This is a genomic window from Paracoccus panacisoli, assembly GCF_042435015.1.
Classification (GTDB): domain Bacteria; phylum Pseudomonadota; class Alphaproteobacteria; order Rhodobacterales; family Rhodobacteraceae; genus Paracoccus; species Paracoccus panacisoli.
The window spans coordinates 18192-35036 of record NZ_JBHMQU010000067.1 but is presented as its reverse complement, the minus strand read 5'-3'; the positions used below and the strand labels follow the sequence as shown (position 1 = coordinate 35036).

The following is a 16845-nucleotide window of genomic DNA, read 5'->3' as shown; positions in this document are numbered from 1 at the left end:
CACAAAGGTCGATGACCTGCTGCCGTGGAAATGGAACGGGTAGCCCTCGGGCCGGACGCTTACCCGCCGCTGGCGGTCGCTGCGCGATCCCTGACCCCTCGCGGCTACGGTGCCCGACCCTCCCGTCAGCGAGAGAAAGGAGCATGACATGACCGAACAAAAGATCATCCGTATCGACGGGGGCAGCGCCGAATACTGGCGCGATCGCAAGCAGGCTTTCGGGCTTATCCGCGATGCCGAGCTTGCCGCAAAGCGTCTGGCCGAGGCGCCGATGTATCTGCACGGCGGCTACGACGAGGATGGCGACGTTATCCCCATCGAAAACCTCGGTCCCCACGACGATATGGAGGACGCGATCTGGGCCATCGAGGCCGATTCGACTGCGGTGAGCATCCTCGTCGCGCAGGGGCGCACGAGCATCGGCGGTCACGAGATCGGGGCCGTGGTTCGCGGTTTCGAACCGGACTACGGGCACATCGAGGACCCGGAGAGTAATCCGCTCTGGGGACCGGATACCGACTGACCCTTCGACGAGAGGCGGCGAAAGCCGCCTCTCGTCTTTGCTTCGTCGTCAAAGCCCTGCCGGCCGGATCGACCGTCCCGCAGGGCTGATGAAAGGGGCACGCCCCTCTCAACGCTCTCCCATGAAGGAAGGGGCAAGCCCCCTCCTTCAAACATCCTCCCCAAGGGAAGGGCTAAGGCCCCTCCCTTGAACCCTCCCATGGGAAGGAGGCGACGGTTCCCTCGCCCTCCTTCCCAAACCCATCCTCCTCTCCCTGGGCCAGGCCATTTTGGCCGCGCCGATACGCTGTCGCATATCCGACCGAATCAGATGGCTGCCCATCTCGCCACTGTGGGGTTGATCACGACGATTCCAGCCGAATTTCGGGTGGAATTTGGAAGCAGAGCGACTATTATAGTCGTAGTTCTGGAGCGCGTGCAGGTCTCGGTGGGAGGTGATCATGTATGATCACCGCTCGCCAATCACGGGCCGCGCGCGCGTTGCTGGGTTGGACACAGGAGACGCTCGCTGACAAGGCCCAGGTCGCATTGACCGCACTCAAACGCCTCGAATCCCAAAATGGGCTTGAGGTGTTCGAGACGACTCGCGATCAGGTTCGCCGCGCTCTCGAAGCGGCCGGCATCGTTTTCCTGTCAACGGATAAGGGCGAAGGCGTCTTGCTCCTGCACGAGCGGAGCCCGACGCCGGGTTAGCGTCGTGGCCTGCGCATTGACCCGTTGCCCATAAAAAGAATGGCTATCTCCCGCCGGAGATGGTTAACAAATACGTTATCCGATCGTGAGCGACTGATGGGACAAGCGACACAGACATTTCTTGACGAACCACCGTCCAGCCAAACGCTGACACCATATGATCGAGAACACATGAAGCTCTATATGCGCCTGCTCGACGCAGCGCGCGATGGCGCCGACTGGCGCGAAGCGGTTCGAATCCTCTTCAATCTCGATCCAGAGCGTGATCCCGAGCGCAGCCGCCGCGTTCATGACGCGCATCTCGCACGAGCGCGTTGGATGACCGAGCGCGGCTATCGCGAACTGGTCCGCGAAAGTCAGCATCGAACATCATAGCGATGCGCGGGACGCATCACCTGTTGATCTCGACCCAGCTTCCTCAATTCAACCCGAACGGGAATCGTAGAGTCTCTCCAACTTCCTGAGCTGTGACGTGGGAGGCCCCGATGACACCCGACGCATCTACCTGGCGTTCTTCGGCAGACTACGAGCATCTGGATGTGCTGACGCCATCCGATCTGGCTTGGGAGTGGCTCCGCCGCAACGATGCCTATGACGCTGATTTTGAGGCATCGGCCTCTGGCCAGGGAGATCCCGAACCGCTGACCGAACGAATCCGGCAGCGGTGGGGACTGCGATTTCCCCGTCGATCCGCTGGCTGCGCCACCTGACGCCAAGGTATTATGGCTTCCGCAGGAGGACACGAGCGTCGTCATACTGGCGAACGCGCCATCGGAATTTGACGAGCAAATCGGTCTCGCAGCTACCGTGATCTGGCGCGCCCTTCCTCGCTCGCAACCTACGGATGAGGACTACCGGCTCGATATTGGCAACGGACAGCATCTGCAGATCCTCGACTGCACGGCCGGCGGTGACAGGATCGCCGTCGCCATCGTTCCGCTCGGCCTGGACGGCTTCGACCGGATCGAAGCCGTCCGCCGCTTCCTCTCCGCCCTACATGGCCGCGCCATTCCTCCCGATACGCGGCTGACCCGGCAGCAGCGCATACGCCTGCGACGGATGCTTCGCGCCTTTGACGGACACAGGGCGGGCGCCACACAGCAGGAAATCGCGCAAGTCATCCTGAAGATCGGGCCGCTCGACCGCGATGAATGGCAGGCGTCTTCGGCCCGCCACACGATCAAGGCGCTTCTGCGCGACGCCCATTCCATGGTCGCGGGCGGCTATCGAAAACTCCTGCGTCATCGTCGCCAACGCTAGCGTAGTTCGACGCCTGGGCTGGTGGGCGATTTCGATACCCATCAACTTCGCCCTGCAACTCGCCGGCCTCCCTCCGCCACCGTGGTCGTTGTCCCGCCGCTGACTCGCAGTGGCCGTTCCCAACAGCCCGGAGGCCCGATCATGCCACATGAACCCGTCATTTTGCCGCCGCGCTTCCTGCGCACCAAGGAGGCTGCGGATTTTCTCAGCCTTTCGGCCCGGACGCTCGAAAAACACCGCACCTACGGGACCGGCCCTGCCTATCGCAAGCTCGGCGGCCGGGTTGTCTATGCCATCGACGATCTCGAAGCCTGGACCGAGCGCGGTGCGGTAACCTCCACCTCCGATCCCCGTGGCTCTGTGCTGCCCGCCAAGCGCCACGCCCTTCCGACCGGCCCGCAGGTCGGGCGCTCCGCCCGCTGATCGCAGCCAGTTCCCTTCATGGTGGCGCGACGTCGATCCCTTTCCGAGCGCGGGCAGCTCGACCTGTTCAGGGCGCTCCCCGGCGACTTCGCGCCACGAGACGCGCAGGATCTCATGGCTTATCCCTTCTTCTCTCTCGCCAAGTCAAAACGTGTCGCACCCATCGACTTCGCCGCCGGCAATGTGACGATCCGGGTCGAGGCGGTCCCCGATCATGGCATGGCGACGATCTGGGATGCGGACATCCTGATCTGGGCCGCCAGCCAAATCGTCGAAGCCCGTGATACCGGGCTTCGGACGTCCCGGCGGATGGCCGCCACGCCTTACGAAATCCTCACCTATGTCGGGCGCGGCACGTCGCTGCGCGACTACCAGCGCCTGAAAGCCGCGCTCGACCGGCTGCAATCGACCACCATTTCCACCTCGATCCGGCAACCAACCGAGGGGCGCCGTCATCGCTTCTCCTGGATCAACGAGTGGCAGGAGCGCACCGACCGCAACGGCCGCCCCGATGGCATCGAGATGATCGTGCCGGACTGGTTCTATCAGGCCGTCCTCGACGATGCGCTCGTGCTGACCATCGACCGGACCTATTTCGACCTGACCGGCGGACTCGACCGATGGCTCTACCGCCTGGTGCGTAAGCACGGCGGTCGCCAGCGCGAGGGTTGGCGCTTCGACTTCCGCCACCTCCATCAGAAGTCCGGCAGCATGTCGCCGTTCAAACGCTTCGCTTTTGAGTTGCGCGACATCATCCGACGCCAGCCCTTGCCGGGCTACCGGCTCTTTCTGGAAGTCGAGATCGGCGGGCGCATGCTGCTCGCCTTCGAGCCGACACCGACCTGTGGAAAACCTGTGAATGGCCTCGTGCTATCGGGAACCCGGACTATCGTGCTATCGGGAACCCAAGGCTCGTGCTATCGGGAACCGAAACCGGGCTTAACGCCCGAAGATCACTCACAAAATCGCACCCTTAACTTAGAGTCTAACAAAGACTCTAACCTTGAAGAGCGCGCGCGCGATGTGGAAAACCTCATCCGCGACACCGCCAGAAGCCTCAGTAGAGCCGCCAGGAACGGCGCATCTGCCACGCCACGCGCCTCCCGGTCGGCCCCTCAGCCCGGCGGAACCGAGGCTTCCGAAGGTTCCGACACATCCCGCCTTCCTCTCGACTTGCCGGGAGGCGGCCAATGATCATCGCACTCCTCAACCAGAAGGGCGGTGTCGGCAAGACCACGCTGGCGCTGCATCTCGCCGGAGAACTGGCGCAGGGCGGAAAGCGCGTCACACTACTCGATGCCGACCCGCAGGGTTCGGCGCTGGACTGGTCACAGCAACGCGCACGCGAGGGCCTGCCTCGACTGTTCGGCACCGTCGGCCTCGCACGGGACACACTGCACCGCGAGGCACCGGAGATCGCCCGCGATGTCGATCATGTCGTCATCGACGGACCGCCGCGTGTCGCCAGCCTCATGCGCTCCGCGCTCCTCGCCGCCGACCTGGTGCTGATCCCGGTGCAGCCGTCGCCCCTCGATGGCTGGGCCTCGGCCGAAATGCTGGCCCTCCTCGCAGAGGCCCGCATCTATCGGCCCCAGCTCGTCGCCCGCTTCGCGCTCAACCGCTGCGGCGCGCGCACCGTCATCGCCCGCGAAACGGCCGAAAGCCTTGCCGATCACGACCCGCCCGTCCTTGCCACCACTGTCGGGCAGCGCGTCGTCTTCGCCGACGCTGCACAGTCAGGTCGTCTCGCAGGCGAGATCGACCGCCAATCTCCTGCCGCGCGTGAAGTCGCAGCGCTCACCGATGAGATCGCGCGGCTGGGCATCGGGAGGGTCGGCCAATGACCATCCTGACCGGCGACTGCCGCGAAGAAATGCCCTGGCACGCGCCCTACGACATGATCCTCGCCGATCCGCCCTATCGCGACACCTCGCTCGCCTGGGATCGGCGTGTCGAGGGCTGGGTCGCGCTGGCGCGCGCCGCCCTCAAGCCGACCGGCTCGCTCTGGGTCTTCGGTTCGCTGCGTTCCTTCATGGCGACCGCCGACCGCTTCGCCGATGCGGGTCTGCGGATCGCGCAGGAAGTGGTCTGGGAGAAGCAGAACGGCACCGGGTTTCACAATGATCGCTTCAAGCGGGTGCATGAGCTGGCCGTCCAGTTCTATCCGGCAGAGACCGCCTGGCGCGACATCTACAACGACGTCCAGACCACACCCGACGCAACGGCCCGCACTGTCCGGCGAAAGCAGCGTCCTCCCCACACCGGCCAGATCGACGCCGGCCATTACGTCAGCCATGACGGCGGCCCGCGCCTCATGCGTTCGGTCATCTACCTGCGCAATTGCCACGGCCGCGCCATCCATCCGACCGAGAAACCGTCGGCGCTCCTGGAAATCCTGATCCGCACGAGCTGCCCGGAAGGCGGACTGGTCGGCGACTGGTTCGCCGGTTCCGGCGCAGCCGGGGAAGCCTGTCGGCTTTCCGGCCGGCGCTATCTCGGCTGCGAGATCGACGCCGGCATGGCCGATCTCGCCCGCGCCCGCATCGCCACCGTGCTGCCGTTCCATGACGGAGCCCCGTCATGACGGCCGGCATGGACAAGCGCGGCTTCGCTACGCGCCCGGCCGATCCCGATGGCTGGATCAAGGCTGGCGATGGACGGCCAGCGCGCGATGGCGCCGCAGCCGCCCATTCCGCCCGGCTGACGATCGACATCACGCCCGAGCTTCGCGGGCGGATCAAGATCGCCGCGTTTGGGCGCGGCACCACCGTCGCGGACATGCTGCGTGACCTGCTTGCGCGCGAGTTTCCCGACACAGCGGGAGACCGCCCATGATCGGTGTCGATACCCATGATGGCGATCTGACCCGCGTGGAACTGACCTGGGTGGAGGGCAGGACCGAATACTGGATCAGGTTCGGCCATGAGGCGGGAACGCAGATCCTCGACCGCAACCGGCGCGTCGTTTCTTTCGGTTCTGGTTCGGTGTTCGCGTTCGTCCGCTGGGCGGCGAACGACCACGGCACGATCATTTCGCGCCTCGACATCCTACGCACGGTTGCGCCGGGCGAGTCCTATCAGACGCTGCCCTTCGTCCGTCCGGGCGGCGAAATCCTGCTGAAGATCGAAGGCTGGCCGAAGGTTGAGGCCGTCCTTCGCCATGTCGACGGGATCGAGGCCATTGGCGTCGATCCCGCCCAGGTCGATCCCGATCACTGGCGGCATGTCGCCCACTGGATGAACGCAGGCGAAGCGCCGCGTCCTTACACCGCCGAGCGCCATCAGGCATGGCTCCGGCGCCGGGAGATCGCCCCATGACGCGCTTTCGCTATGTCATGGTGACGGCGGCGGCCACGCTGGGGATCGCCATTGCCGGATTCGTTCCGACCGCGCCAAGGCTGCTCTGGAACGCATCGGCCAGCGTGCCGATCGGGTTCTACACCGTCGCGCCCGCTGACCGGATCGAGGTGCCCGATCTGGTCGCCGTCATGCCACCCGAACCCTTCGCCTCCTTCATGGTCGAGCGCGGCTATATTGCGCGCGACGTGCCGCTCCTGAAGCGTGTCCTCGGCCTGCCGGGGCAGCGCGTATGCCGCGCTGGCCGCGCCATCACCGTCGACGGTGTTCCGCTCGGCGAGGCGCGCGACCGCGACAGCCTCGGCCGAGACCTGCCGGTCTGGCAGGGCTGCCGCGTCATCGCCGAGGGCGAAGTCTTCCTGATGAACCCGGACGTCGGCGACAGCCTCGACGGCCGCTATTTCGGCCCGTTCCCCGCCTCGGCGGTGATCGGCCACGCGATCCCGCTTTTCACCGACGAAGACGGCGATGGCCGCTTTGTCTGGCGCGCGCCGATGCGGTGACGGCGCGTCCGCTGCGGGGCGTGCGAACGGCCCGCGTCTTCTCCACCGCATAGCAAAGGAAGCCTCCCATGGCACAGATCGGCCAATTTACCCGCACCCCGTCCGGCTATTCCGGGCATGTCCGCACCCTCACGCTCGACGCGGAGTTGACCTTCGTTCCAGCAGAGAACGCCGAGGCGGAGAATGCGCCCGCCTACCACATCCACCTCGGCGACGAGGACGGACCGGAAGTCGGCGCGGGCTGGAAACATTCCGGGGAACGCGCCGGGCCGTTCGTTTCGGTCCTGCTCGACGATCCCGTCTTCCAGCAGCCGATCCGCGCCCGCCTGTTCCAGGCGGACGAGGACGGACGCGACTGGGGCTTGCACTGGACCCGCCAAAAGAAGCGCGACGAGCAGGAATGACCATGCTCATCTCCTGCATTCGTCTCGCCTCTGGGAGATGCGGCGTCCGCCGCCGCATCGTCCTCTCTCTTCTTTCCGGCCTGTTCGTTTCAGCCATCACCACGCCGCCCGTCCTGGCCCAAGCTGCGATGCCCGGTCATGTGGTTGCCGCGCATCCGCACGACGCCCACATTGCGGAAGCCTCGCAACGCTTCGGCATCCCGACGACATGGATCATCGCCGTGATGCGCACTGAGAGCGCGGGCGACGTGCGCGCAATTTCGTCCGCCGGTGCGATGGGACTGATGCAGGTCATGCCCGACACCTGGGCGGATCTGCGCATCCGCCATGCTCTCGGCCGCGACCCCTTCGAGCCGCGCGACAACATCCTCGCGGGCACGGCCTATCTGCGCGAGATGTGGGATCGTTACGGCAATGTGGCCGCGATGCTCGCGGCCTACAACGCCGGTCCCGGCCGTTACGACGAATACCGTGCGACGGCTCGTCCGCTTCCGGCCGAGACACGCGCCTACGTCGCCGCGCTGACACCGATCCTGCTCGGCGAGCGACCGTCGGGGGGCGGATCGTCGGTTGTTCCACCGCTCGATTGGCGCGAGGCGGCGATCTTCGTGGCGGGAGAAATCGGCGCTACCGCTTCCGATCCGGCTTCACCCGACCCCACGCCTCGCGACGCCCCTTCACTCGTCCCGGCAGCATCGGAAACGCTCACGGCCTTGCAGCCGGAGGGGCTGTTCGTCGCGCACAGTGCCGGTGAGGACCAGCCATGAGCGGCTCCACGCGGTTTCGCATCCTTTCGGGCGCTGGCGTGTCATGGAGGGCGCGGGGGGTGGCGGCAGGCACCACGACCGGAAGATGGCAGGATAAAAGCGCGCACGGTGCGGCTCGGTCGGTCGGTTGTTTTTGTTCATGTTTTCGGCGCGTTCCGCACCGTGCCGCGCATTTGCGCACCGTGCGCCTCGTGCCCATCCTCCTGAATTTCCTCACTGTCTTGCACCGTGCGGGGCTGTGTCATGTCCGATGAACACGAGTTCCGCATAAGGCCAGGGCGCATCCGCTCGACACGCGCTCAGCAGACCCGGCCTTTTATCGCGCAGGCGCTCGCCGCTGCGAAGAAGGCTGGTGGCGGCGTTTCGCGATCTGGGCGCGTCACCTCCGGCAATCGCTCCCGCTTCGGGCGCGGCCAGCGCGCCAGCGTCCAGGCCAATCGTCTCATTACCTCCCGCACACGCGGCGCTGTCGTCAAAGCGCGCGTCGTCCGCCACATGGCATGGTCCGCGCCGCTCGGAACGCATCTCGATTATCTGCGCCGCGACGGCGTGACCCGAGACGGCGAGAGGGCACGGCTGTTCGGGCCGGGAACGGAGGATGCCGATGGTCGCGCCTTCGCGGAGCGGTGCGGCGATGACCGGCATCATTTCCGGTTCATCGTCTCGCCCGATGACGCGCCGGATATGTCCGACCTCCGATCCTTCACGCGCGATCTTGTCGGCCAGATGGAAAAGGATCTCGGGACGCGCCTCGACTGGGTGGCGGTCGATCACTGGAACACCGCACATCCGCATGTCCATCTGATCGTGCGCGGTGTTCGTGACGATGGGCAGGATCTCGTGATTTCCCGCGACTACATCAAGGAGGGGATGCGGGACCGCGCGCGCGACCTCATCACCCAGGAGCTGGGGCCGCGCACCGATCTCGACATTCACCGTGCGCTAGAGGCCCAGATCGAGGCGGAACGCTGGACCCAGCTCGACCGGCAGCTTGTCCGTGATGCGGGAAAATCCGGCATCGTCGATCTTGCCCCGCTCGCCAGCCGACCGCAGGACGAGTTCCATACGCTGAAGGTCGGGCGGCTGCGCACCCTCGAAATCCTCGGCGTCGCCGGGCAGATCGGCCATTCGCAATGGTTCATCAAGCCCGAGGCCGAGACGGTCTTGCGCGAACTCGGCGAGCGCGGCGACATCATCAAGCGCATGCACCGTGCCCTGATCGCGCGCGGCATCGAACGCGGCTCGGCCAGCTATGTCCTCGCCGGCGAAAGCCTCGACGTTCCCGTCATCGGCCGCCTGGTCGAGCGCGGCCTTGACGACGAGTTGAAGGGCACGGCCTATGCCGTCGTCGATGGCGTCGACGGACGCACCCACCACATCAAGCTCCCTCATCTCGATGCCGCCGGTGACAGCCCGCCCGGCTCAATCGTCGAGTTGCGCGCCTATGAAGATGCGCAAGGTGCGCGCCGCGTCGCGCTCGCTGTCCGCTCCGATCTTGATCTCGGTGCGCAGGTGGGGGCTTCGGGCGCGACCTGGCTCGACCGCCAGGCCATTGCCCGCGAGCCGCTTGCGCTTTCGGACAGCGGCTTCGGCGCCGAGGTCCGTCAGGCTCTGGACAAGCGGGCGGAGCGTCTGATCGGCGAGGATCTCGCGGAGCGGCAAGGCGGGCGTGTCGTCTTCGCGCGCCGGCTGCTCAACACGCTGCGCAGGCGCGAACTCGACAGTCTCGGCGAGAAGCTCGCGGCCGAGACCGGCATGTCCTTCGAGCGCGCCGCCAGCGGCGAGTATGTCGCCGGCTCCTATCGCCAGCGTTTCGCGCTCGCCTCGGGCCGCTTCGCCATGATCGACGACGGCCTGGGCTTCCAGCTCGTGCCCTGGTCGCCCTCCCTCGAAAAGCAGATCGGCCGTCACGTCTCCGGCGTCGCCCGCGACGACGGCGGTGTCGATTGGGACTTCGGGCGCAAGCGCGGCCTCGGCCTCTGACCTCAATCGGAAAGGAACCATACCCATGTCCGCCACCAAGATCCTCTGGGGACAGATCACCGTCGTCTTCCTCATCATCCTCGCCACCACCTGGGGCGCGACCCAGTATGTCGCCTGGAGCCTTGGCTATCAGGCGCAACTCGGGCCGCCCTGGTTCGAGCTGTTTGGCACCCCGATCTATTATCCACCCGCGCTCTTCTGGTGGTGGTATTTCTATGAAGCCTATGCGCCGCCGATCTTCGCGAAGGGCGGGATCATCGCGGCCTCGGGTGGCTTCATTGCCATTGCGGTCGCCATCGGCATGTCGGTCTGGCGGGCGCGCGAGGCGAAGAACGTCGCCACCTATGGTTCGGCGCGATGGGCGGAAAAACCCGAGGTGAAGGCGGCCGGCCTGCTCGATCCCGATGGTGTCGTCCTTGGCCGGTATGATCGCGAGTATCTGCGCCATGATGGACCGGAGCATGTGCTGTGCTTTGCCCCGACACGTTCGGGCAAGGGCGTCGGCCTGGTGGTGCCGACCCTGTTGACCTGGCCCGGCTCGGCCATCGTCCACGACATCAAGGGCGAGAACTGGCAGCTTACCTCGGGTTTCCGGGCACGCCATGGCCGCGTGCTGCTCTTCGACCCAACCAACCCAAAGTCCTCGGCCTACAATCCGCTGCTCGAGGTGCGCCGCGGCGAGTGGGAGGTGCGCGACGTCCAGAACATTGCCGACATCCTCGTCGACCCCGAAGGCTCGTTGGACAAAAGGAATCACTGGGAAAAAACCAGCCATTCGCTCCTCGTTGGCGCCATCCTTCATGTCCTCTATGCGGAGCCCGACAAGACCCTCGCCGGCGTGGCCCGATTCCTCTCCGATCCGAAGCGCCCGGTGGATTCCACCCTGCGCGCCATGATGGAAACCGCGCATCTCGGTGACGCAGGACCGCACCCCGTCATCGCCAGCGCCGCGCGGGAGCTGCGCAACAAATCCGAGAACGAGCGGTCCGGCGTGTTGTCGACGGCGATGTCGTTTCTCGGCCTCTATCGAGATCCGGTCGTGGCCGAGGTCACGCGCCGCTCAGACTGGCGCATCAGCGACATTGTGGGAGGCGATCAGCCGACCACGCTCTACCTCGTCGTGCCGCCCTCTGACATCAACCGCACCAAACCCTTGATGCGATTGCTGCTGAATCAGGTCGGCCGCCGCCTGACCGAGGATCTGCAGGCGAACACGGGGCGGCATCGGCTGCTCTTGATGCTCGACGAGTTTCCGGCGTTGGGCAGGCTCGACTTCTTCGAGACGGCCCTGGCTTTCATGGCGGGCTATGGTCTCAAGAGCTTCCTGATCGCGCAGTCGCTGAACCAGATCGAGAAAGCCTACGGACCGAACAACTCGATTCTCGACAACTGCCATGTGCGGGTGAGCTTTGCGACGAATGACGAACGCACCGCCAAGCGGGTCTCGGACGCGCTCGGCACTGCTACCGAGATGAAGGCGATGAAGAACTACGCCGGGCACCGGCTGTCGCCCTGGCTCGGGCATCTCATGGTTTCGCGCTCGGAAACCGCGCGCCAATTGCTGACGCCGGGCGAGATCATGCAGCTTCCCCCGCATGAGGAGATCGTCATGGTGGCGGGCATCCCTCCGATCCGGGCGACGAAGGCGCGCTATTACGAGGACGCCCGGTTTCGCGAGCGTGTTCTGTCACCGCCTGAATTGCAGCGCCCTGAGGGAACCCGGCCCGACGACTGGACCACGCTTCCGCTCCCGGCGCGGCCGGAAGCCGCCGTGGACGAGGACAACCCCATGACGGATGACGAGGATACGACCGAATCCGAACGCCGCTTGCAGCCTGAACTCAGCCGGGTGAAGCCGGTGGAGAAGAAAGCGCCCATCGAAAACGAATTCGAGTTCGACCCGCCCGATGACGTCGACGAGGAGGCTGTCCAGAACCGGCGGATGATCCGGCAGGTCCAGGGGATCGCCCGGCAGGTCGCCATGGACCCGAACGACGGCATGGAGTTGTAGGGCCATGGCGCAACGCAAGAAAAAGGCGAAGGTCACGATCTATCTCGATCCAGACCTCACCTCGGCGTTGGCGGATTTCTCCGCGCGTCGGGATCGGTCGCAATCCATGATTGCCGAGGCGGCCATCGCATCCTTCCTGTCGCCGGACGATGCCGAGCGCCGCGAGGCAATCGTCGCCAAGCGGCTCGACCAGATCGACCGTCGCATGACGCGGGTGGAGCGTGACGTTGGCATCGCCGTCGAGAGCCTGGCGGTATTCATCCGCTTCTGGCTGATGACGACGCCCGCCTTGCCCGAGCCGGCGGCGAAGGCGGCCAAGGCCAAATCTGCCGAGCGATATGAGGCGTTCATCACGGCCCTCGGCCGGCGTCTCGCTCAGGGGCCGAAGCTTCGCCAGGAGATTTCGGAGGATGTAGCCGGCTCAGAGAACGGATCAGAGCCGGGTTGAGCATGCGCTGAACCAGCGGGTCTCGTTCGCGGTCTTCCTTCAGAGTCTGGGCAATGGAGGTGGTGCAATCAAACTCTGGTCGCAGCAACCAGCAGCATCATCGGCCGTTCCAGTTCCTCGGCCAGCGTCGGCATCTCTTCGATCTGCGCGGCTGTCGGTGCGAACTCCGCGACCCGGCGCAGCGCGAAACCCGCATCGATGAGCGTGTTGAGCGTCGTGGCCAACGTCCGATGCTGCTTCAGCACCCCTTTTGCGAACCAGTCGGTGCGGCGCTCGCCCTCGACGGAATAGCCGTTGACCGGCCAGGTCTTGCGGCCGTCCTCGTCCAAGGTCCAATGCGGATGCGCCGCTGCCATGAAGATGGGATGTTCGATGGTGAAGACCAGATCGCCGCCCGTGACCAGAGCTGTGCGGATCATGCGGATCAGCCGGGCGAAATCCGCGACATAGTGGAAGGCCAACGCGCTATAGACCAGATCGAAAGCAGCCTCCGGCAGATCGAGCATCTCCAGGTCGGCGATGCGGTAGTCGATGGCCGGTTCGGAAGTGTCGGCCCGCGCCCGCTCGATCATGTTGCGCGACAGGTCGAAGCCCGCGACCGAAGCCGCGCCCTGTTCGCGAAACCAGCGCGAAGCCCAGCCGAAGCCGCAGCCCAGATCGGCTACGCGCTTGTCCGTCAAATCCGGCAGCAGGGCCTGAATGGCTTGCCATTCAGGGGCACCGTCCAGCCCCCGCACCTGCCGGGGTAGCTGACTATAGCTGTCGAAGAAGTCGGGATTGTCATATATGTTCTGTGCCATGTTAATCTGTCAGTTAAGGGTGGGCGTGCTCAGCGTGCCGGTTGCTAATAGACCGGCAGCTTAGTGCAGCAACCAATTCATAAGATGATCTAATAGGCCCTATCGAATTGCCCTGCCTTATCGGTTGACCCGCTACGACCTAAGTTCGCTGCCTAACACACGAACTCGGGGAGACCGTCTATTGAGGCATTCCATGAACATTCTGGGGGCACTGGTGGTATCGACTGGCATTATCGCGGCTTCCGGCGCCTCGGCGCAGCAGGCCGAACCGCTCGTGATTCGCGAGCAGGGTAGCTTCGCGGTTGGCGGCTCGGTCGCCACCACGCCCGGCACCTATAACAACAACGCGCCGACCGCCGAGGGGCAGAGCATCCACGGCGATCACCTCTACACCTTCTTCCAGATTCCGCAGGACGCCAAATCGACGCCCATCGTGATGCTGCACGGCGCCTACCAGTCGGGGCGGAGCTGGGAGACCACGGCCGACGGGCGCGAGGGCTTCCAGACCCTTTTCCTGCGCATGGGCTATCCGGTCTATCTGGTCGATCAGCCGCGCCGGGGCCGGGCCGGGAACAGCCTTGAGGCCGCAACCATCGAGCCGACGCCTTTCGACCAGTTGTTCTTCGACCAGTTCCGCTTCGGCACCTGGCCCGACTATTTCGAGGGTGTCCAGGTCGATCAGAGCCCCGAGACGCTGGAGCAGTTCCTGCGCTCGGTCACGCCGAACACCGGCCCCTATGATCCGAACGTGATCGCGGATGCGATGTCGGCGCTGGTCGACAGGTTGGGCACGGCGGTCCTGTTCACCCACTCTCAGGGCGGGGGTCCCGGCTGGCTGACGGCAATGCGGAACGAATATGTCCGGGGGATCGTCGCCTATGAACCGGGCAGCGGCTTCGTCTTCCCCGAGGGCGAGGTGCCGGAAACCATGCCGAGCGCGGCCGGGCCGCTGGCAGCGGAAGCCGTGCCGCTGGAGGAGTTCCAGAAGCTGACCCGCTTCCCGATCCTGATCTACTATGGCGACAATATCCCCACCGAGCCGACTGAACGGCGTGGCGAGGACAACTGGCGTGTCCGCCTGGCGATGGCCCAGCTCTGGGTCGAGGCGATCAACCGCCATGGCGGCGACGCCACGCTGGTTCACCTGCCCGAGATCGGCATCACCGGGAACACCCATTTCCCGTTCTCGGACCTGAACAACGTCGAGATCGCGGCACACACCGCGGCATTCCTGACTGAGAAGGGTCTGGACTGATCTTCTGGACAGGGCCGCGCCCTCGGCGCGGCCTGTTCATCGGACGCAGCTTGCGGCCGGGTTCGATGATCGACCCGGCCGCAATCCTTTGAGGGAGAGGTCGAATGAGCAAGATTTCCGGGGTGCTGCTGGTCGTGGGAGCGACGGGAAGCATCGGCCAGCACGTCGTCGCCTCGGGTCTGGCGCACGGCTATACTTTGCGCGCGCTGGTGCGCGATGGCTCGCGGGCAAAGGATTTCCCCGCATCCGTCCAGACGGTCGTGGGCGACATGACCCGGCCCGAGACCCTTTCGGCTGCCGTCGAGGGCGTCGATGCGATCGTGTTCACCCATGGCAGCTACGGCAATCCGGCGGCAGCCGCCGATGTCGATTACGGCGCGGTGCGCAATGTGCTGGCGGCGCTTGGCAACCGGAGGGCACGGATCGCGCTGATGTCCACCATCGGCGCGACGGATCGCCGGGGTTCGCATGACTGGAAGCGGCGTGGCGAACGGCTGGTGCGCGCCAGCGGCCTTCCCTATACCATCGTGCGGCCGGCTTGGTTCGACCACAACCGGCCCGACCAGTTGCAGCTCCTGATGTTGCAGGGCGACAAGGATCTGGCTGGCAACCCCACGGACGGCGTGATCGCGCGGCGGCAGATCGCCGAGGTGCTGGTGCGCAGCCTTTCCTCGGAGGCTGCCCTGCGCAAGACCTTCGAACTTCATGCCGAGACCGGGCCGGAGCAGGCGGATTTCGACACGGTGTTCGCGCCGCTGGCAGCCGATCCCGCCGATGCGCTGGACGGGGCAAGGGACAAGGCCAACATGCCGCTGGCGCAGGAGCCTGATCAGATCCGTGCGGAGCTTCAGGCGGTGCGGGATCGCGCGGCGGGCTGACCTATTCCCGATACCGCAGCCGGTCCAGCAGCAGCGAAAACGCCGGGGACGGGTGTTTCCGGCTGGGATAATAGAGGTGATACCCGGAAAAGCGCGGGCACCAATCGTCCAGCACGCGGATCAGGCGGCCTTCCGCGATGTGAGGCAGGGCCTGATCCTCGGGCAGATAGGCGATGCCCAGCCCGTCCAGGGCGCAGGCGATCCTGAGCCCGAGGGTGTTCAGCACCAACTGTCCCTCGCTGCGCACCTTCACCTCGTGCCCGTCCTTTTCCAGCCCCCACTGAAAAATGCCGCCATAGGTCGGCAGGCGGGAGCTGATGCAGTTATGAGCGATCAGGTCCTCGGCGGTCTGCGGGACCGGATGGCGCTCGAAATAGGCGGGCGAGGCCACCACCGCCATACGCATTTCCGGCCCGATCCTGACCGCGACCATATCCTTGGCCAGTTGCTCGCCGAGGCGGACGCCGGCGTCATAGCCTTGGGCCACGATGTCGGTCAGGCCGTAATCCACGATCAACTCGACCTTGATGTCGGGATATTCCGGCAGGAACCTCGCCAGTGCCGGTTGCAGGATCGAGACCGCCGGATGCTCGCCGGCCGTGATGCGGATCGTGCCTGCGGGCTTTTCCCGCATGGCGCTGAGATCGGCCAGCGCGGTTTCGATTTCGTCAAACTTCGGTGAGATCGTCGAGAGGAGGCGTTCACCAGCCTCGGTCGGCGACACGCTGCGCGTGGTTCGGGTCAGCAGGCGGATGCCCAGCCTTTCCTCCAGGTTGCGGATCGACTGGCTCAACGCGGATTGGGAAATCCCCAGCTTCGCGGCCGCTTTGGTGAAGCTGCGCTCCCGCGCGACGGTGGCAAACGTGGCGAGGGCGTTGAAGTTTTCGTTCGACATTTATCACCTCACCTAATGACCGTATGCAGTTTACCCCATCTAATCGATTGGAGCCTTTGCACATAGTATTTTTTGCCACTGGACGCGCTGGCTTCGGATTCGGGCCGCGCCCACAGCCAGGAGTTCCGATGACGCTTTCTCTACGCCGCCTTGCCCTTGCCGCCGCCCTCGGAGTTACACCGTTCGCAGCCTGGTGGGCCGCCGCCGAGGAAACGCGCGTCACATTTCCTGATCTGGATGCGCTGATCCACTATACCACCGTCACCCGTGGCAATGTCGTCGAGCACATAATGACCACCCAGGAAGCCCTCGACGCGGTGCAGGCGGGGCAGCCGATCCCGGACGGCACGCATGTCGTGCTGGTCGATTACCGCGACGGCTCGGATGAGGTTTACCGCTATTTCGTGATGCAGAAGGGCGCGGGCTGGGGCGAGGACTTCGACGACCGCCGCCGCACCGGCGACTGGCAGTTCCAGTTCTATTGGGGCGACCGTAGGGTCAACATGGATGAGAACACCGCCCGCTGCCAGCGTTGCCACCAGTCGCGGGAAGGTTCGGATTATCTGTATACCTACAACGACATGCGGAGGTTCGGACAGTGAACCCCACCCTCTCGGCCGCCGGACCCCTCCCGCTGCAGGATCGCC

At 65.2% G+C, this 16845-nt stretch carries 22 protein-coding genes; 20 read left to right on the top strand and 2 right to left on the bottom strand.

Going from position 1 to position 16845, the window contains the following annotated elements; genetic code table 11:
- Window positions 1-148 precede the first annotated feature (148 nt).
- The 17 genes from ACFHYO_RS12860 to ACFHYO_RS12780 all read left to right on the top strand — a co-directional run bounded on the left by ACFHYO_RS12860 (window position 149) and on the right by ACFHYO_RS12780 (window position 12370).
- Entirely contained in the window at window positions 149-523 is a 375-nt protein-coding gene (locus ACFHYO_RS12860) for a hypothetical protein (RefSeq protein ID WP_394320897.1), read from the top strand.
- Between the two features lie 443 nt (window positions 524-966).
- Window positions 967-1215, top strand: a complete 249-nt coding sequence (locus ACFHYO_RS12855) for a helix-turn-helix domain-containing protein (protein WP_080620487.1) — start codon at window positions 967-969, stop codon at window positions 1213-1215.
- A gap of 39 nt (window positions 1216-1254) precedes the next feature.
- Window positions 1255-1590, top strand: a complete 336-nt coding sequence (locus ACFHYO_RS12850) for a DNA -binding domain-containing protein (RefSeq protein WP_425274175.1) — start codon at window positions 1255-1257, stop codon at window positions 1588-1590.
- A 110-nt stretch (window positions 1591-1700) separates the two neighbouring features.
- On the top strand, window positions 1701-1925 hold the full coding sequence (locus ACFHYO_RS12845) for a transcriptional regulator domain-containing protein (protein ID WP_394320895.1): 225 nt from the start codon (window positions 1701-1703) through the stop codon (window positions 1923-1925).
- Between the two features lie 97 nt (window positions 1926-2022).
- On the top strand, window positions 2023-2475 hold the full coding sequence (locus ACFHYO_RS12840; protein WP_394320893.1) for a DUF2285 domain-containing protein: 453 nt from the start codon (window positions 2023-2025) through the stop codon (window positions 2473-2475).
- 141 nt (window positions 2476-2616) lie between these two features.
- On the top strand, window positions 2617-2898 hold the full coding sequence (locus ACFHYO_RS12835; RefSeq protein WP_394320892.1) for a helix-turn-helix transcriptional regulator: 282 nt from the start codon (window positions 2617-2619) through the stop codon (window positions 2896-2898).
- Window positions 2899-3012: 114 nt separating this feature from the next.
- Window positions 3013-4092: a replication initiator protein A gene (locus tag ACFHYO_RS12830; RefSeq protein ID WP_394320891.1), complete on the top strand. Its 1080-nt coding sequence runs from the start codon at window positions 3013-3015 to the stop codon at window positions 4090-4092.
- Window positions 4089-4742: a ParA family partition ATPase gene (parA, locus tag ACFHYO_RS12825; RefSeq protein ID WP_080620493.1), complete on the top strand. Its 654-nt coding sequence runs from the start codon at window positions 4089-4091 to the stop codon at window positions 4740-4742. The genes ACFHYO_RS12830 and parA overlap by 4 nt, the downstream gene beginning before the upstream one ends.
- A complete protein-coding gene (locus ACFHYO_RS12820; RefSeq protein WP_394320889.1) occupies window positions 4739-5482 on the top strand; it encodes a DNA-methyltransferase in 744 nt (247 codons plus the stop codon). The genes parA and ACFHYO_RS12820 overlap by 4 nt, the downstream gene beginning before the upstream one ends.
- Window positions 5479-5733 carry a ribbon-helix-helix protein gene (locus ACFHYO_RS12815; RefSeq protein ID WP_394320887.1) on the top strand — a complete coding sequence of 85 codons (255 nt, stop codon included), beginning with the start codon at window positions 5479-5481 and terminating at the stop codon, window positions 5731-5733. Before ACFHYO_RS12820 ends, ACFHYO_RS12815 begins: the two co-directional genes overlap by 4 nt.
- Window positions 5730-6215 carry a DUF2840 domain-containing protein gene (locus ACFHYO_RS12810; protein WP_394320886.1) on the top strand — a complete coding sequence of 162 codons (486 nt, stop codon included), beginning with the start codon at window positions 5730-5732 and terminating at the stop codon, window positions 6213-6215. Before ACFHYO_RS12815 ends, ACFHYO_RS12810 begins: the two co-directional genes overlap by 4 nt.
- Window positions 6212-6757 carry a S26 family signal peptidase gene (locus tag ACFHYO_RS12805; protein ID WP_394320884.1) on the top strand — a complete coding sequence of 182 codons (546 nt, stop codon included), beginning with the start codon at window positions 6212-6214 and terminating at the stop codon, window positions 6755-6757. Before ACFHYO_RS12810 ends, ACFHYO_RS12805 begins: the two co-directional genes overlap by 4 nt.
- 68 nt (window positions 6758-6825) lie before the next feature.
- Window positions 6826-7161 (top strand): DUF736 domain-containing protein, encoded by a 336-nt coding sequence (locus ACFHYO_RS12800; protein ID WP_394320882.1) that lies wholly within the window; start codon window positions 6826-6828, stop codon window positions 7159-7161.
- Window positions 7158-7928: a lytic transglycosylase domain-containing protein gene (locus ACFHYO_RS12795; protein WP_446728966.1), complete on the top strand. Its 771-nt coding sequence runs from the start codon at window positions 7158-7160 to the stop codon at window positions 7926-7928. The genes ACFHYO_RS12800 and ACFHYO_RS12795 overlap by 4 nt, the downstream gene beginning before the upstream one ends.
- Window positions 7929-8171: 243 nt before the next feature.
- A complete protein-coding gene (locus ACFHYO_RS12790; protein ID WP_394320880.1) occupies window positions 8172-9911 on the top strand; it encodes a relaxase/mobilization nuclease domain-containing protein in 1740 nt (579 codons plus the stop codon).
- Between the two features lie 25 nt (window positions 9912-9936).
- Window positions 9937-11922, top strand: coding sequence for a conjugal transfer protein TraG (locus ACFHYO_RS12785; RefSeq protein WP_394320878.1), 1986 nt, complete (start codon window positions 9937-9939; stop codon window positions 11920-11922).
- 4 nt (window positions 11923-11926) lie between these two features.
- Window positions 11927-12370, top strand: a complete 444-nt coding sequence (locus ACFHYO_RS12780; protein WP_394320876.1) for a CopG family transcriptional regulator — start codon at window positions 11927-11929, stop codon at window positions 12368-12370.
- Between the two features lie 68 nt (window positions 12371-12438).
- Here ACFHYO_RS12780 and ACFHYO_RS12775 read toward each other — a convergent pair whose 3' ends face one another.
- Complete coding sequence (locus tag ACFHYO_RS12775; protein ID WP_394320875.1) at window positions 12439-13170, bottom strand: class I SAM-dependent methyltransferase; 732 nt, start codon at window positions 13168-13170, stop codon at window positions 12439-12441.
- Window positions 13171-13363: 193 nt separating this feature from the next.
- On the opposite strand from ACFHYO_RS12775, the gene ACFHYO_RS12770 reads away from it, so the two are divergent.
- Together ACFHYO_RS12770 and ACFHYO_RS12765 are read left to right on the top strand one after the other, a co-directional pair.
- Window positions 13364-14425 (top strand): alpha/beta hydrolase, encoded by a 1062-nt coding sequence (locus ACFHYO_RS12770; RefSeq protein WP_394320873.1) that lies wholly within the window; start codon window positions 13364-13366, stop codon window positions 14423-14425.
- Between the two features lie 104 nt (window positions 14426-14529).
- Window positions 14530-15303, top strand: coding sequence for an SDR family oxidoreductase (locus ACFHYO_RS12765; protein WP_394320871.1), 774 nt, complete (start codon window positions 14530-14532; stop codon window positions 15301-15303).
- Between the two features lies 1 nt (window position 15304).
- Here ACFHYO_RS12765 and ACFHYO_RS12760 read toward each other — a convergent pair whose 3' ends face one another.
- Complete coding sequence (locus ACFHYO_RS12760; RefSeq protein WP_394320869.1) at window positions 15305-16198, bottom strand: LysR family transcriptional regulator; 894 nt, start codon at window positions 16196-16198, stop codon at window positions 15305-15307.
- A gap of 128 nt (window positions 16199-16326) precedes the next feature.
- Here ACFHYO_RS12760 and ACFHYO_RS12755 point away from each other — a divergent pair, with 128 nt between their 5' ends.
- On the top strand, window positions 16327-16800 hold the full coding sequence (locus ACFHYO_RS12755; protein WP_394320867.1) for a cytochrome P460 family protein: 474 nt from the start codon (window positions 16327-16329) through the stop codon (window positions 16798-16800).
- The last annotated feature ends 45 nt before the right edge of the window (window positions 16801-16845 follow it).